Source organism: Ochrobactrum sp. A-1 (genome assembly GCF_022488005.1).
GTDB lineage: Bacteria > Pseudomonadota > Alphaproteobacteria > Rhizobiales > Rhizobiaceae > Brucella.
Genome location: NZ_JAKVQC010000007.1, coordinates 1,308,174 through 1,324,135, shown reverse-complemented (window position 1 = coordinate 1,324,135; position 15,962 = coordinate 1,308,174). Strand labels below are relative to the sequence as shown.

Sequence of the window (15,962 nt, the reverse complement as noted above, 5' to 3'; positions counted from 1 at the left end):
AGACGCGGGTTTGGAGTGACCCGCCCCCGAAGCGAGGATTCCGATGAAGTATGACCGCCAGAACGCCAAGGCCCACTCACGCGCTACAATGCGCGGTATCTGGGCTGCGGCAAACACACCTTTCAACGAGGACGGATCGATCGATGAAGGCGGCTTTCGCAAGAATGTCGACCACTGGATCAACGACCTGGGCATTGAGGGACTTTTCGTCGCGGGAAAGCAGGGCGAATTCTTCTCGATGTCGGTTGACGAGCGCAAGCGCATGTTCGATCTGGCTGTCTCGGCGGTAGGTGACAAGGCGCAGACGATCATGTCCTGCTCGGACCAGAACATGGATGTGGTTATCGATCTGGCCAAGCACGCGCAGGCCAGTGGTGCTGACTATATCGTTGTCCATGCGCCCGTTCTGCATTTCCTGCGTGCACAGGATGAAACGCTGCTGCGCTACTATGAAACGATTGCCTCGAAAGTGGATATCGGCCTTGCGCTGTGGTCCCATCCCGATAGCGGCTATCTGATGAGCCCGGAGCTCTGCAATCGTCTGGCCGATATCGAAACGGTCGTCGCGATCAAGTATTCGGTCCCGCGCGACATGTATCGCAAGCTCACCGAACTGGCGGGCGACCGCATTCTGGTCTCGACCGCATCGGAAGACGAGTGGCTGGACAATATTCTCGAGCTCGGCTGGCAGCTTTATCTCTGCTCTTCGCCGCCCTACACATTGCAGACCAAGGTTGATCGCCGCATGCGCGATTATACCGATCTGGCCTTTGCGGGCAAAGAAGCTGAAGCACGCGCCGTCTGGCAAAGCCTCGAGCCTGTCCGCCATGCCTTCAAGTCGACGCGACCGGCTGAAAAACCCACTTCGCATCAAAAATACTGGCAGGAGCTGCTCGGTCAGGTTGGTGGACCTGTTCGTGCGCCGATGCTTGAACTGACCGATGCCGAAAAACGGGCAATCCGCGAGGCCTTTGATAGCTGCGGCCTCAAACTATCCTGATCGAACCGAAAAGGGGAACAAGAATGACAAAACTAAGCGCTTTCAATTTTCAAAAATGGATCGATGAACACAAGCACCTGCTGAAGCCGCCTGTCGGCAATCAGCTGGTGTTCAAGGATGCCAACCTGATGGTTACGGTCGTCGGTGGTCCGAACAAGCGCACCGATTATCACGACGATCCGGTGGAGGAGTTCTTCTACCAGCTCAAGGGCGACATGCTGCTGAAGCTGCATGATACGTCGACGGGCGAGTTTTACGATGTGCCGATCCGCGAAGGCGATATCTTCCTTCTGCCAGCGCATATCCGTCATTCACCGCAGCGCCCGCAGGAAGGCTCCATCGGGCTGGTGATCGAACCGGCACGGCCCGAAGGTTTGCTCGACGCCGTCGAATGGTACTGCTTCGAATGCAGCAGCCTCGTTCATCGCGCCGAAGTAGATCTGGAGTCCATCGTCGAGGATCTGCCGCCGCTTTACGCCGCTTTCTACAACGACGAGAAGCTGCGGACCTGCCCGCATTGCAAGACTATTCATCCCGGCAAGAACCCGCCTGAGGGCTGGGTTGCGCTCTGATGAGGCACGCCCGGCGTAACTGCCGGGCGTCCACGCATGAAAAGACAAGGGGAAATGAAATGAGAACGAAACTCCTAATGATCGGCCTGTTGGCGGGGCTGACGACAGGTGCTGCTGCCGAACCGGTCAAGATCGGTGTGATAACGACCTTGTCGGGCCCGGGAGGCTATCTAGGCCAGGACGTGCGCGATGGCATGAAGCTTGCCATTGATGCAGAAGGCGGCAAACTCGGTGGTGTGCCGGTCGAACTGAAGGTCGAGGATGATGCGGCCAAGCCCGGAAACGGACGACAGATCGCCGAGCGGTTCATGTCGGAAGACGGCGTCAAGCTGTTTACCGGCATCATCTTCTCGAATGTCGCCGGTGCAGCAGTGCCTGATATCATCGACAATGACAGCCTCTATATCAGCGCCAATGCAGGACCGTCGAACATGGCGGGCAAAGGCTGCGATGCCAATTATTTCGTGGTTTCCTGGCAAAATGACTCGCTCCATGAGGCATCGGGCATTGCTGCGGAACAGGAAGGCTACAAGCGTGCTTTCATTCTTGCGCCGAACTATCAGGCGGGCAAGGATGCGCTGGCTGGCTTCAAACGCCGATTCAAGGGCGAAATTGTCGGCGAAATCTACACGCAGCTCGATCAGACCGACTACTCCGCAGAGATGGCGCAGATACGCGCTGCCAATCCCGATGTAGTTTTCCAGTCGCATCCCGGCGGCATGGGCATTGCGTTCCTGCGCCAGTATCAGCAGGCTGGTCTTCTAGGCAAGATTCCGATGGTTCTTTCCGAACCCTCCAGCGATGCAGTGATCCTGAAATCGCTGGGTGACGCTTCGGTCGGGCTTATGGCCACCAGCCACTGGAGCCCGGATATGGACAATGCCGCAAGCAAGGAACTCGTGGCAAAGTGGAAAGCCGCCTATCCTGACCGCCCTCTGACTTATTACGGCACGCAGGGTTACGATGTGGCCCGCCTGATTGCTTCTGCCTTGAAGCAGACCGGTGGCGTCGACGATATAGATGCGGTGCGCGAAGCGCTGCGGAAAGCTGATTTCCAGTCGGTACGCGGTAATTTTGCCTTCGGGCCGAACCAGCATCCGTTGCAGGATTGGTATCTACTCGACATCATCAAGGGGGAGGATGGCAATCCGACCACCAAGATCAAGAAGAAGCTGATCGAGAATTACGGTGATTCCTACGCTGCAGAGTGCAAGCTCTGACAGCAAAGCCGTCCGGCGCGCGCGAAAGTGCGCGCCACGCTTCTTTTCATTTCTTATGAAGGTCGTTTCGTCCAATGACACTCATCTTCGAGCAACTTTTGAATGGCCTTCTCTACGGCGTCATGTTGTTCCTTCTGGCAGCAGGGCTGACGCTGATCTTCGGGATCATGGGCGTCATCAACCTCGCTCACGGCTCGCTCTACATGATAGGCGCTTTCATCGGCACATGGGTGGCCGTGCAGACGGGAAATTTCTGGCTCGGTCTGCCCGCAGCAATTCTGGCCGCGACGATTGCCGGTATCGTGATCGAGCTTGGCATCATGCGAAAGCTCTATCAGCGCGATCATCTGGATCAGGTGCTTGCGACTTTCTCGCTCATTCTGATTTTCAACGAACTGACCGTGCTGATCTTTGGCCGCCAGCCGATTTTCACGCAGTTGCCCGCATCGCTCGCGCAGCCGATCGAGCTGTTTTCAGGCCTGAGCTATCCGCCGTTCCGGCTGCTCATCATTGTGGCTGGTTTGTTGGTTGCCGGTGGTCTCTATCTGCTCATCAACCGCACCCGTATCGGCATGCTGGTCCGGGCCGGGTCGACCAATCGCGATATGGTGCGCGCACTCGGTATCGATATCCGTCTGCTCTATACGCTGGTGTTTGCACTTGGTGCAGCCTTTGCGGGTCTTGCGGGTTTCATGACCGGGCCGATCCTTGCCGTGCAGGTCGGAATGGGCGAGCAGATTTTGCTTGCCACCTTCGTGGTCGTGGTTATCGGCGGCGTCGGTTCGATCAAGGGGGCCTTCATCGCTGGAATTTCACTTGGCATCATCGATACCTGCTTGCGTGCCTTTCTGCCTACCATACTGCGCCATTTCATGGCGGGAGCCGAGGCTGACGCACTAGGCGTGGGCATCGCCTCCATGGGTATCTATCTGCTGATGGCTATCGTTCTTCTGTTCCGCCCGAGAGGCCTCTTTCCGGTGGGAGCCTGATTCATGTCATATCGCTTTTTGTTCGTTCTTCTTGGCTGTGTGGTGCTCGCACTTTTCCCCTTTGGTGCCGAAGCGCTGGGGCAAACGGCTGCGTCGAGCCTTGTCGCCCGGATCATGATCTATGCTATCGCCGCGGCCAGCCTCAATCTGATCCTCGGCTATGGCGGGATGGTTTCCTTCGGTCATGCTGCCTTCTTCGGCATCGGCTCCTATGTCGTGGGCATCCTTTATTTTCACCATGCCGAAGAGACTATGCTTTTCGGCTTCATTCCGGGTTCTGACCAGTTTCTGATCACCGTTCCGGCGGCAATGCTGGTGGCAGGTCTTGCCGCTTTGGTGATCGGAGCATTGGCATTGCGCACTTCCGGTGTGCAGTTCATCATGATTACGCTCGCCTTCGCGCAGATGCTCTTCTTCCTCTTCGTTTCGCTCAAAACCTATGGTGGCGAAGACGGTATCATCGTGCGTCGAGCCAATGATCTTTTCGGCCTCAGCCTGCGTGACAAGACGACGATGTATTATGTCATTCTCGTCTCGATGATCCTGTATTTCGCTTTCCTCTGGCGGGTCGTGCATTCGTCCTATGGCGCGGTGCTTTCCGGCATTCGCCAGAGCGAGCGGCGCATGACGGCCATGGGAATCGAAACCTATCGCTACAAGCTCTATGGCTTCGTCCTCGCCGGAATGGGCGCTGGTCTGGCGGGCGCGCTTCTCACTATTTTCATGCGGTTTGCGAGCCCGGATACGCTGCACTGGACCAAGTCGGGAGAGTTGATGGTGATGGTCATTCTGGGTGGTGTCGGCACTTTCTTTGGGCCGATCTGGGGCGCGGCTGCATTCCTGATCCTCCAGACCTATCTCGCCTCCTGGACCGAGCATTGGCAGCTCGCCATGGGCATCATTCTGCTCGTCGTGGTTTTGGGAACCAAGGGCGGCATTGTCGGCGGCTGGCGTGCGCTTTGCCGTCCGTTTCGCAAAGACCGCAAGGTGGAGGTGCCCGCATGACTGCGATATTGCAGGTCCGCGATCTGGTGAAGCGCTTTGCCGGTCTGGTCGCGACGGATCATGTGACACTCGACGTCACGGAAGGGCATATCCATGCCCTGATCGGACCGAACGGAGCGGGCAAGTCAACGCTCATCAACCAGCTTTGCGGTGAATTGACGCCCACATCGGGAACGATCAGCCTGATGGGCGAAGATATCACCAAACTGCCAGCGGCCACGCGTGTCGGGCGTGGATTGGGACGCACATTCCAGATATCGACGCTCCTGAACGATATGAGTGTACGCCAGAATATCGCCATGGCGGTGCAGGCGCGCGAGGGGCACAATTTCCGGATTCTCGACAGCCTGAAAGGCCGCAGCGCCATCTGGCATGAGGTTGATGCAATCCTTGCCGGGAGCCGTCTGGCCAATCACCCGGAGAAGCTTGCAGGCGATCTGTCGAGCGGTGGGCGCAAGCAGCTGGAACTGCTGATGGCGCTGGCCGGAAAGCCGAAGCTTCTGCTCCTCGATGAGCCGATGGCTGGTCTCGGCCATGTCGAAAGCCAGGAAATGATTGAGCTTTTGCAGGGGCTGCGCGGCAAGGTTTCAATGCTGCTTGTCGAGCACGACATGGAGGCGGTGTTTGCGCTCGCTGACCGCATATCGGTGCTGGTCTATGGCCGTGTCATTCTGACGGGTACGGTGGAAGACATACGGGCGAGCGAAGCTGTGCGGGAAGCCTATCTCGGCGGGGAGGAGGAACTGTGCTGAAAATCGACGGACTTCAGGCTGCTTATGGCCATTCACAGGTATTGTTCGACGTCTCGCTGGAAGTGAATGAGGGGGAACTGGTCACGCTCATGGGCCGCAACGGCATGGGCAAGACCACGACCATACGCACATTGATGGGTCTCCTCGCTCCCAAAGGGGGGCAGGTCCAGATCGCAGGTCGCGACACGACCAGCTACAGCCCGGAAAAAGTCGCGCGTCTGGGTGTCGGCCTCGTGCCGGAAGGACGGCAGATTTTCCCGACATTGACCGTGCGGGAAAATCTGGTCGCAACCGCGTCGAACCGCTGCAAGCGGCAGTCGCCGTGGGATCTCGGCAAGATATATGCGCTTTTCCCGCGTATGCAGGAGCGTGCGGATCAGACGGCGGGCACGCTTTCAGGCGGCGAACAACAGATGCTGGCCATCGGGCGTGCATTGATGACGAACCCGCATCTTCTGATCCTCGATGAAGCGACGGAAGGTCTTGCACCTGTCATCCGCACGGAAATCTGGCATTGCATCATGCAATTGCGTGAAATGGGCCAGTCGATCCTCCTGATCGACAAGAATATTGCGGTTTTGAAGAAGTTGGCGGATCGTCATTATATTGTCGAGAAAGGCCGAACGGTCTGGCGCGGGACGAGTGCTGATCTGGAACGTGACCGTGACCAGGTGCATGCCTATGTCGGCATCTGAGACAATCATCCTCGTTGGATGGGGTGCTATCGGCAAGCGGGTCGCAGAACTTCTTGCTGAGCGAAAAAGTGCCGTAAGGATCGGCGCTGTGGCGGTACGCGACAGGTCGGCATCCCGTGACGGACTGCCTGCTGGTGCTATGCTCATCGAAGATCCTGCCGAGCTTGCAGCCACCGGCGCGAGCCTTGTGGTGGAGGCGGCAGGTCGTCCCAGCGTCTTGCCTTGGGGCGAGGCGGCGCTTTCCGCCGGAATGGATTTCGCGGTTTCATCGACATCGGCTTTCGTAGAAGACGCGATCTTTCAAAGGCTGAAGGATGCTGCTGCGGCCAGCGGTGCGAGACTGATTATTCCACCCGGCGCGCTGGGTGGCATCGACGCGCTGTCGGCTGCAAGCCGGCTTTCGATTGCAAGCGTCGAGCATCGTATCATCAAGCCTGCAAAAGCATGGGCGGGCACGCGGGCCGCCCAAATGGTGCCGCTTGACGAAATCAGCGAGGCCACGGTCTTCTTTACGGATACGGCCCGCAAGGCAGCGGATGCCTTTCCGCAAAATGCCAATGTCGCGGTCATTACTTCGCTCGCAGGAATTGGTCTCGATCGCACGCGTGTTACACTGGTTGCAGATCCGGCGGCGCGCCTCAACATGCATGAGATCATCGCTGAAGGCGATTTCGGCAGGATGCACCTGCGTTTTGAGAATGGGCCGCTGGCGACTAACCCGAAATCGTCCGAAATGACCGCGCTCAACCTCGTGCGCGCGATCGAGAACCGTGTCGCCACAACGATTATCTGATACGTAAAAACAAAAAATAGAGCATTTCCAATGGTTCATGAAAAACCGGAAATGCTCCAGGTTTTAACAAGAAAAGCCCGCCATCTGGCGGGCTTTTCTATTATGCGGACATCCTATTCCGCATCCATCTTGCATTGTGCGGCATAGATATCGCTATGCGCGGTCAGGACTTTCTTCTCCGTCTTCAGGTAGGGCTTGCCGTTGGAATCTTCAGCCACGCCGAGCGCATACCAATCCTGGACGGGATGCTGGTTCGTTCCGAGTTTGAATTCCCCGCGCACGGAAGGAATTTGCGCGGAAAGCCTTGGTATCGATGTCGTCACCCGAGACGCCAGCAAGACCTGCACCCATCATCAGTGCGGCATCATAGCCTTGTGCGGCATAATAGGTGATCGGGCGATCCCCGAATTTCGCTTTCCAGGCGGCAACGAATTTCTTGTTTTCCGGATTGTCGAAATCGTCGTTCCAGTGACTGGTTACCCGTACGCCGTCGGCTGCCTTTCCGACCACATTGACGATGACCTGATCGAGCGATGCCGGATGAACGACCATCGGGATTTCTTTCAGCAGGCCTGACTGCTGATATTGCTGCAGAAACGCAATGCCCATGCCGCCGGGCTCAAATTCATACACCATGGAAGGCTTCGCAGCGCGGATCTGCGCGATTTCCGCAGCAAAATCGGTCTGATCCATCTGGGTATAAACTTCGCCGACGATCTTGCCCTTGTAGAAGCGCTTGAACGCATCCATCGTCTCGCGCCCGGCCTGATAATTCGGTGCGATCAGGAAGGCCGAGTTATAATTCATCGACTGTGCCAGTGCGCCAGCACTTTCCCCCTGGCCGTCATCCTGCCAGGAGCTGACGAAATAGTTCGGATGGCATTCCTTGCCTGCAAATTCGGCAGAGGCGGTGTTGGGGCTGATATAGATGCCGCCTTCATCGAGAATATCAGGCAGAGCCGCACCGGCGACATTGGCGAAGACCATGCCGGTAAAGAGCTTTACGCCCTGTTCGGATAGCATGCCTTCGGCAATCTGCTTGGCATTGCCCGGCTTGAGGCCGTCATCCTCGACCTTGAGCGCTACCGGTTTTCCTCCCAGTTCGCCGCCGTTCTGATCGATTGCGAGCTGGAATCCGTCACGAATATCCTGCCCGAGATAGCCGGCCGGGCCCGAAAGGGTCGTGATCATGCCGATGGTGACGGGTTCCTTGGCAAAGGCCGAGATAGTTCCGGCCAAGGATAGACAAAGTGCCGAAGCACCAAGCAGTGAAAGCTTGAGCATGAAAGTTCCTCTCTTGATTGCCCTTCACGACCTTTTCTCTGCCCCGCACTTGAACGCGCAGTTTCTGACAGGAGGTCTTGGCGGTCATTTCATGCTGAAACTTGAAGCCCGTAAACTGAACACTCTTCGCACTGCTATGAGGCTTAGGAATATCAGAACGGTGTGTTGAGGGTGAGAGGGAGTCTGCTTTCAGTTCTCCCGGGCAATTTCCCGAAGCACTTGAATGAAGAGGTCTGCCGTGGCCGAACGGTTGCTTTCGGGAAGCGTGGTGATCCCCAGAAAGCCCGACGTCGCGCCGAGCTGCACAGGCAGAATAGCAAGCTGGCCGGAGGCTTCTTCAATCCGGGCCACCTGCGCGGGCATGACGCAGATATAGTCTGCCTGCAAAAGCAGTCCCTTGTTGATGAGCGGCGAAACGGATTCAACGGATTGCGCAGGTGGCGGAACGCCCTCTTCGCGAAAGGCGCGGTCGATCTGAAGGCGGAGATTGGTTTCCTTTGGCGGCAAAATCCAGTACCATTCGATTAGATCATGGAGACAAAGCGCGGGGCGCAGCGTCAATGGATGGTCGCGGCGCACCACGACGACGGCGTTATCCGGAATCAGGACTTCCTGCACAAGATTGACCGGCTCGTGCCGCTCGGAAAGACGGCCTATCACCATGTCGAGCTCCCCCGCCCGCAATGCTGGCATCAAGACGTCATCCGTTCCCGTTACGACCTTGACCACGATGCGGCGATTGTCGCGCCGGACTTTGGCAATGGCTCTTGGAAGCAGATCGGCTGATGCAGAAAGCAAGGTTCCGATGGCCAGCCGCCCGCCAGTGCCATCGCGCAGATCGGCAAGATTTTGTTCTGCCACCATAAGATGGGCAAGGAGACGCCTGGCGTCAGTGGTCAGTTGCATGCCCGCGTGGGTCGGGACGACGCCCCTGTTGGTGCGTGTGAAAAGCCGCAATCCGGTCAGGGCTTCGATTTCCTGCAACGCCTTGGTGACTGCGGATTGGGTAACGTTCAACCGGTCGGCAGCGCGCGCGATGCTGCGCTCCTCCTCGATCGCATCGATGATGCGGATATACCGGATCGTCAGATGATTGGTGAGCAATGCCATATCGCCTCCTCAAGGATATGCCTGCACACAGATATTCTATTTCCTCATATCTGTCGCGGTCAGAATTCACTTTCCTTTGTCGGCAGGACTTGGAAATCTCTCCTCGAAATGGGTTGAGGAGAATTGGAATGACGAAACGTCACGCGGAGATCGCTGGCGCGGGCATTGCGGGACTGGCTTCTGCTACAGCGCTCGCGCAGCGCGGGTGGAGTGTCAGGGTACATGAGCGCTCGCCCAATCTGCGCACTTTCGGCGCCGGGATTTATATCTGGAGCAATGGCCTGCATGTACTCAAGGCCTTGGGTGCCTATGACGAGGCCGTGATCGGCGCTCATGAGGGACCGGAATTCCATACGCGCGATCACCGCAATGAAACGATGGAAGAGATTCCAATCAATGGCAACGGACCAGCGCGCCTTATCACGATCCTGCGCGAGACATTGCTGACGGCATTGCTCAATGCTGCGCGTCGTGCCGGAGTTGAAGTCGTCACTGGGGCGGAAGCTGTCGGTGCAACGCCCGAAGGCGAATTGCTGCTGGCCGATGGTAAACGACTTGCCGCCGATCTGGTCATCGGGGCGGATGGCATCAATTCGAAGGTCAGGGATTCGCTTGATCTCATGTTGTACCGCAAGCCGCTCGGCTACGGCGCGGTGCGCATGATGATAAAGCGTGAGAGCGCAGACGCTCCCGTTGAAGATTTGCCGCGCTATATCGAGCATTTCTCAGGCTCGCGCCGCATCCTTTATACGCCGGCCAGCGAGACCGATCTCTATATTGCGCTCTGCGCAGCGGTCGAAGACGAGATGGCTTATCGCATACCGGTCGATACCGCGCTCTGGACCGAAAGTTTCCCGCATCTTGCATCTTTGATCGCTCGTTTCGGCGATGCCGGGCGGTGGGATGCATTCGAAGTCCTGAAGCTGAAATCATGGAGCAAGGGCCGGGTGGCAATCCTCGGCGATGGTGCCCATGCGATGCCACCTTATCTCGGACAGGGTGGCGGTTGCGCCTTAATGAACGCGCTGGGGCTGGCTGTTGCGCTGGACGAACATACGGATGTGAGCAAAGCGCTGGCCGCTTGGGAAGCGCGTGAGCGTCCGATGACCGAACATACGCAGGACACTGCGGAGCGGCTTGGCGACATGAATTACTGGCCCGACGACGTGCGCTCGCAAGTGCTGAAAATTACCGGGAAATGCGCTCAGCTTGGTGCGGAACGCATGAAGACCGCTTTGCATATTCCAACAGGCGCAGCCTGAAACACCGGATGATGGAGATTTTTATGAAAACGATGAAAATTGGCAATAATGTTTTTTCCTGGGATGAAACTGGAAGCGGTCCTGCGATCGTGCTGCTTTCTGGATGGTGCCAGGATCACCGCCTGTTCAAGACATTGGTGCCGGAACTGGCGAAAGATCATCGCGTTATCCGCTTCGACTGGCGCGGGCATGGCGACCATCGCGAACATGACAGTGATTTCGACATCAACCAGCAAGCCGACGATCTCGTCGCTTTCGTCAACGCTCTGGAGCTCGAGACCTTTCTTCCCGTTTCGACGTCCCATGGCGGCTGGGCCAATATCGAGGTCACCGATCGGCTGGGTTCCAGCCGCGTGCCCAAATCAGTCGTAATCGACTGGATCATGAACCAGCCGAACGAAACCTTCTTTGAGCTGATCGACGGTATTCAAGACCGGCAGGTCTGGGAAAATGGCCGTGAGGGCTTCTTCGACTACTGGATCGGCGATACGAAGAACGCCGATATCGTCAATCACGTGAACAACGAGATGGCGGGTTATTCCTATGAAATGTGGGCGCGTTCGGGGCGGGAGATCGGCAAAGCCTATCGCAAATGGGGCAGCCCAATGCAACGGATGGCGGCCATGGCCGAAAACCGTCCGATCACCCATATCTATTCGCAGCCATTCGAACCGGAATATACGCAGGCGCAGGTGGATTTCGCAGCACGCAATCCATGGTTCCAGCCCAAGAAACTGCCCGGTACGACCCATTTCCCAACGCTTGAACAGCCTGTGAATGTGGCAAACGTTATTAGCGTGTTCAACGCATGATGCATTTGGTTGAAGAAGCAGGTTTCGAACCGGCTCGCCTGGATCGAGACTATAATGCCAAGGCGACCGTTTCGCCGGACGCCTTTGCCGCCGAAATGGCACGCTATCGCGCGGCAAGTGTTGCGCCGCGGGCCGATTGGGGTCGGCACTTCGACGTGGTCTATGACGAAGAAAGCGGACAACGGATCGATATTTTCGGTCCGTCGTCCACGAATGAACCATGTCCGGTTTTCGTGTTTATTCACGGCGGTTACTGGCGCGCTTTGTCAAAGGATGATTCTGCCATGATGGCGGAAATGCTCGCAGCCGAAGGCATTGCGACCGTCACAGTCGATTATCGTCTGGCGCCGGAAGTCTCCCTTGCGGAAATTACGCGGGAGGTGCGCGCGGCACTTGCCTTCGTCTGGCGTCATGGACGGGAATACGGTCTCGACCCGGACCGGATATCGGTTGGGGGGAGTTCGGCGGGTGGTCATCTTGCCGGAGCGCTTGTTGCGGAAGGCTGGCATGATGATTTCGGAGTGTCTCGAGATATTGTGAAGTTCGCCATGCCGGTCAGCGGCCTTTTCGAACTTGCGCCCCTGGCGGCAACTTTCCCACAGGAGTGGTTGAGCCTCGGTCCTGCCGATGTCGATGAACTTAGCCCGATCCGTCACATTCCCGTGCGGGGCTGTCCGATTACTGTGGCATGGGCAGAGCATGAGGCAGACGGCTTCAAGCGTCAGTCGCGAGCCTATGCCGAAGGCTGGGCTGCGGCAGGCGGAGAGGCGAAGACCATCGAGGTCGCCAACCGGAACCATTACAATATTCTGATGGACTGGTGCTCGCCCGAAACCGAGATGTCGCAGGCTCTTCTCGCCGGTATTCGCAACATCGGTTCAAGCGCATCCCGAAAAGTGTGAAACGGTTTTCGGAAAAGATGCGCGGTTCAAAACAAGTGATTAGAGCGCCGATCTGATCCAATCAGTTCGAAACGCGCTTTAATCGGCTTCCAAAAGAAATTCCGCAGCCGCGTTTCGATGCGCGGCTGACGATCTTACATGGGCAAAATTGCCTCCATACACACTAATTCATGCGATTATCCTCATGGATATATAGTTTTAAGATGAATTGTCGCATGAATTAAAACATCTCATTCTGACTGTAACGATGATCTGGGCGTGACCCGAATTTCTAGATTGCAGAGGCTTTCTGATGCAAAAATCCGATGTGCAGCTTTTCATAGGCGGTGAATGGCGCAAAACCGCCAATACGCTTCCAATTATCAACCCTGCGGACGAAACTGAAATCGGGCAGGTTGCGGTCGCGGAACGTGAGGATCTCGAGGCGGCACTTCAGGCGGCGTGGGACGGTTATCAAATCTGGCGCAATACTTCGCCGGCGAACCGTGCAGCGATCATCATGAAAGCGTCGGCGCTCATGCGCGAGCGCCAGGAAGAGATCGCACGGGCGATTACGCTGGAAAACGGCAAGCCGATCACTGAAGCCCGGCTTGAGGTTATTCGCGGTTGCGAATTCTTCGAATGGGACGCTGGTGAGTGCATTCGTTTCTATGGCCGCGTTATTCCGAGCGCACCCGGCATTCGCTATATCGTCGTGCATGAGCCGATTGGTCCGGTCGCAGCATTTGCACCGTGGAATTTCCCGATGAGCCAGCCAGCACGCAAGATTGCAGGCGCTCTGGCCGCCGGTTGCTCCATTATCCTGAAAGCTTCCGAGGAAACGCCGACGGCGGTGACGCATATTGCGCGCGCGTTTGAAGATGCGGGCCTGCCTGCCGGTGTACTCAATCTGGTTTTCGGCGTTCCTGCCGATATTTCGCAGTTCCTGATTCCGCGCCCCGAAATCCGCGCTATTGCATTCACCGGATCAACTGCCGTCGGCAAACATCTGACCGAGATTGCTGCGCGCCATATGAAACCGGCTCTGATGGAACTTGGCGGGCACGCTCCCGTCATCGTTTGCGAGGATGCCGATCCGGTCGTCGCGGGTATCACCTCGGCGCGCCGCAAATACCGCAATTCCGGCCAGGTATGCACTTCGCCGACACGCTTCTTCGTTCATGAAAGCCATTATGAACGTTTCACTTCGGCTTTCATCGAAACGGCCCAGTCGATCCGCGTCGGTAACGGCATGGATGAAGGGGTCCAGATGGGTCCCGTTGCCAATGATCGTCGCGTCACGGCGCTGGAAGAACTGGTCAGCGATGCCGAGGCGAAAGGCGCGAAACTGCTTTTCGGTGGTCGTCGCCTGAAGAATAATGGCTATTTCTTCCCACCGACGGCTCTGGCGGAATTGCCGGACGATGCCCGTGTTATGTCGGAGGAGCCCTTTGGTCCGCTGGCACTCATCAATCCGGTTGCGTCTCTCGATGCGGCCATTGAAAAGGCAAATTCGCTTCCGTTCGGTCTGGCGGCATATGGCTTTGCCAGTTCGGCGGAAAATGTGGATCGTCTGATGACGGGGCTGGAAGCTGGAAACGTCTCGATCAATACGCTCGAAGCTTCTGTAGCCGAAACCCCGTTCGGCGGCGTCAAGGATAGCGGACTTGGCCGCGAAGGCGGAGCCGAAGGGCTGCATCACTATACGGTCGTGAAAAACGTTTCACACCGTCTGGTGAGCAGTCTCTAATCAGGCGTATGCCATTTTTCAAACCCGTCGCCATCGATCACCGGCGGCGGGTAGCCTTTATCAGCTGGATGTAAGGGCCAGCGTGCGGATTGCTTCCAGATGTGCGCGCATGGCCTGGTGGGCACGGTCGCTTTGCCGTGCCTCGATTGCATCGACGATTGCCAGATGCATCGCGCTTTGCTCTGTCGCGTATTCGCGTTTACGGGCCTCCCGAAAGATCGCATCATGTCTGCGCTGCCATGTCGAGCGTCCCCGGACAGAGGCGAGCGAACTGAAAATCGCGGCAAGTAGTGCATTACCGCTCGAGCGCGCGACCGCCTTGTGAAAGGCATCATCCAAACGTTCATATTCCCGCCAGTCATGAGCCGTACCCGTCGCCAGCGCAAGCTTGCGCAAGGAGGCGAGGTCATCTTGCGTGGCATATTGGGCTGCGGCTGCGGCAAGGGCGGGCTCATAGACCAGCCTTGCATCCATAAGGTCCTGAGCGGATGCGGATTCGATGATCCGGTCCAGGGGCCGTTCGATGGTCGAGGCGGGCGGGCCCATGAAGGTGCCCTTGCCCTGTTGACGCCACACCAGGCCTTCGATCTCAAGCTGCCGTAGCACCTTGCGCGTCGTTTCGCGGCTGCAGCCGAGCGCCGCCGACAAAACACGCTCGGGCGGGATCTTATCCTGCGGGCCGAAATTCTTTTCCACGAGCAGCTTCCGCATGCGTTGCATCGCTTCGGCGGTCGGCATGCGATCTGTCATCCGGTGGCGCTCCATACCAATTTGTAGACCAATTACGCAGGGACCTATCCCCCATGCAACGGTCGGTCAAGTTGACGAATGGCCGACGAACCAATGGTGGACGAATAGATGCGCCTTGATCCTTTTTTGATTCTGATGATTGCCGCGGTTGTTCTGGCAACTCTCTTTCCGGCGACCGGCAACGCAGCAGACATTGTCAGTATGCTGGGAACTATCGGTGTTGCCCTGCTGTTTTTCGGCCACGGAGCGGCCCTGTCTCACAAGGCGATCGTTTCGGGTTTGAAGCAATGGCAATTGCATGGGTTTATTTTCGCGACGACATTTATCGTTTTCCCGTTGATCGTGCAGCCTTTGCGGCTCGTTCCCGAAAGCATCCTGCCATCTGATCTGGTTCTCGGTTTCATCTATTTGGGTGTTCTGCCTTCGGCAATTTCAAGCTCTATTGCCTACACCGCCATGGCCAGGGGCAATGTGCCTGCCGCGGTCTGCAATTCGGCAGGGTCGAATGTCTTCGGATTGTTGCTGACGCCGCTTCTGATGACGATTTTCATGCGTTCGTCCGGGTCTATCGATTTGGGGCAGGCTTTGCGCGATGTAGTGATTGAATTGCTGTTGCCGTTCGGTCTGGGACAAGCCAGCCATCGCTGGCTCGGGCCGTTCCTTTCGACGCGCAAGCACTGGCTGGAGAATTACGATCAGTCGGTGATTGTGCTGATCATATATTCGGCTTTCTCCCAATCGGTCACCGCCGGACTCTGGCAGGTTTTGCCACCATCGGGGCTCATCATGGCAATCGTGCTTTGCGTCGTTCTTCTGGCGGGCGTGATTGGCTTTACGATGGTTGGCTCGCGCTGGTTGGGCTTTACCCGTGAAGATGAGATTGCGGCTGTGTTCTGCGGGTCCAAGAAGAGCCTGGCATCCGGGCTTCCACTCGCTCAGGTCCTGTTCGCTGGCCTGCCCGGCTTCGGCATGATCGTGTTGCCGATCATGCTCTATAACCAGATCCAGATTCTGGTGGGCGCTGTTTTGGCGCGCCGCTATGCGATGCGGTTTTCCACAACCGACACCGCCACGCAGACGGGTTGAG

At 57.2% G+C, this 15,962-nt stretch carries 16 protein-coding genes; 13 read left to right on the top strand and 3 right to left on the bottom strand.

Features of this window, described 5'->3' with window-relative positions; genetic code table 11:
- Nucleotides 1–43 precede the first annotated feature (43 nt).
- The 8 genes from MKS82_RS24560 to MKS82_RS24525 all read left to right on the top strand — a co-directional run bounded on the left by MKS82_RS24560 (nt 44) and on the right by MKS82_RS24525 (nt 7,026).
- A complete protein-coding gene (locus MKS82_RS24560; protein ID WP_109988256.1) occupies nt 44–1,000 on the top strand; it encodes a dihydrodipicolinate synthase family protein in 957 nt (318 codons plus the stop codon).
- 23 nt (nt 1,001–1,023) lie between these two features.
- Complete coding sequence (locus tag MKS82_RS24555; protein ID WP_109988257.1) at nt 1,024–1,572, top strand: 3-hydroxyanthranilate 3,4-dioxygenase; 549 nt, start codon at nt 1,024–1,026, stop codon at nt 1,570–1,572.
- Between the two features lie 59 nt (nt 1,573–1,631).
- Nucleotides 1,632–2,792 (top strand): ABC transporter substrate-binding protein, encoded by a 1,161-nt coding sequence (locus MKS82_RS24550; RefSeq protein ID WP_109988258.1) that lies wholly within the window; start codon nt 1,632–1,634, stop codon nt 2,790–2,792.
- A 74-nt stretch (nt 2,793–2,866) separates the two neighbouring features.
- Nucleotides 2,867–3,781 carry a branched-chain amino acid ABC transporter permease gene (locus MKS82_RS24545; RefSeq protein ID WP_109988259.1) on the top strand — a complete coding sequence of 305 codons (915 nt, stop codon included), beginning with the start codon at nt 2,867–2,869 and terminating at the stop codon, nt 3,779–3,781.
- A 3-nt stretch (nt 3,782–3,784) separates the two neighbouring features.
- Complete coding sequence (locus tag MKS82_RS24540) at nt 3,785–4,786, top strand: branched-chain amino acid ABC transporter permease (RefSeq protein ID WP_109988260.1); 1,002 nt, start codon at nt 3,785–3,787, stop codon at nt 4,784–4,786.
- Nucleotides 4,783–5,538 (top strand): ABC transporter ATP-binding protein, encoded by a 756-nt coding sequence (locus MKS82_RS24535; RefSeq protein WP_109988261.1) that lies wholly within the window; start codon nt 4,783–4,785, stop codon nt 5,536–5,538. Before MKS82_RS24540 ends, MKS82_RS24535 begins: the two co-directional genes overlap by 4 nt.
- Nucleotides 5,532–6,233: an ABC transporter ATP-binding protein gene (locus MKS82_RS24530; RefSeq protein WP_109988262.1), complete on the top strand. Its 702-nt coding sequence runs from the start codon at nt 5,532–5,534 to the stop codon at nt 6,231–6,233. The genes MKS82_RS24535 and MKS82_RS24530 overlap by 7 nt, the downstream gene beginning before the upstream one ends.
- Nucleotides 6,220–7,026 carry an aspartate dehydrogenase gene (locus tag MKS82_RS24525; protein WP_109988263.1) on the top strand — a complete coding sequence of 269 codons (807 nt, stop codon included), beginning with the start codon at nt 6,220–6,222 and terminating at the stop codon, nt 7,024–7,026. Before MKS82_RS24530 ends, MKS82_RS24525 begins: the two co-directional genes overlap by 14 nt.
- A 210-nt stretch (nt 7,027–7,236) precedes the next feature.
- Here the strand turns inward: MKS82_RS24525 and MKS82_RS24520 are convergent, their stop codons facing one another.
- Both MKS82_RS24520 and MKS82_RS24515 read right to left on the bottom strand, forming a co-directional pair.
- Nucleotides 7,237–8,310, bottom strand: a complete 1,074-nt coding sequence (locus MKS82_RS24520) for an ABC transporter substrate-binding protein (protein ID WP_445558095.1) — start codon at nt 8,308–8,310, stop codon at nt 7,237–7,239.
- A 189-nt stretch (nt 8,311–8,499) separates the two neighbouring features.
- The gene (locus MKS82_RS24515; RefSeq protein ID WP_109988264.1) at nt 8,500–9,420 is read right to left on the bottom strand and encodes a LysR substrate-binding domain-containing protein; all 921 of its coding nucleotides are present in this window, start codon (nt 9,418–9,420) and stop codon (nt 8,500–8,502) included.
- Between the two features lie 128 nt (nt 9,421–9,548).
- On the opposite strand from MKS82_RS24515, the gene MKS82_RS24510 reads away from it, so the two are divergent.
- From MKS82_RS24510 to MKS82_RS24495, 4 genes are all read left to right on the top strand, one after another.
- Nucleotides 9,549–10,682, top strand: a complete 1,134-nt coding sequence (locus tag MKS82_RS24510) for an FAD-dependent oxidoreductase (protein WP_109988265.1) — start codon at nt 9,549–9,551, stop codon at nt 10,680–10,682.
- 23 nt (nt 10,683–10,705) lie between these two features.
- On the top strand, nt 10,706–11,494 hold the full coding sequence (locus MKS82_RS24505) for an alpha/beta hydrolase (protein WP_109988329.1): 789 nt from the start codon (nt 10,706–10,708) through the stop codon (nt 11,492–11,494).
- Nucleotides 11,491–12,396 (top strand): alpha/beta hydrolase, encoded by a 906-nt coding sequence (locus MKS82_RS24500; protein WP_109988266.1) that lies wholly within the window; start codon nt 11,491–11,493, stop codon nt 12,394–12,396. Before MKS82_RS24505 ends, MKS82_RS24500 begins: the two co-directional genes overlap by 4 nt.
- Before the next feature lie 292 nt (nt 12,397–12,688).
- Nucleotides 12,689–14,125, top strand: a complete 1,437-nt coding sequence (locus MKS82_RS24495; RefSeq protein ID WP_240579441.1) for an NAD-dependent succinate-semialdehyde dehydrogenase — start codon at nt 12,689–12,691, stop codon at nt 14,123–14,125.
- 60 nt (nt 14,126–14,185) lie between these two features.
- On the opposite strand, the gene MKS82_RS24490 is transcribed toward MKS82_RS24495, so the two are convergent.
- Nucleotides 14,186–14,875 (bottom strand): FadR/GntR family transcriptional regulator, encoded by a 690-nt coding sequence (locus MKS82_RS24490; RefSeq protein WP_109988268.1) that lies wholly within the window; start codon nt 14,873–14,875, stop codon nt 14,186–14,188.
- A 108-nt stretch (nt 14,876–14,983) separates the two neighbouring features.
- On the opposite strand from MKS82_RS24490, the gene MKS82_RS24485 reads away from it, so the two are divergent.
- Nucleotides 14,984–15,961: a bile acid:sodium symporter family protein gene (locus tag MKS82_RS24485; RefSeq protein ID WP_109988269.1), complete on the top strand. Its 978-nt coding sequence runs from the start codon at nt 14,984–14,986 to the stop codon at nt 15,959–15,961.
- The last annotated feature ends 1 nt before the right edge of the window (nt 15,962 follow it).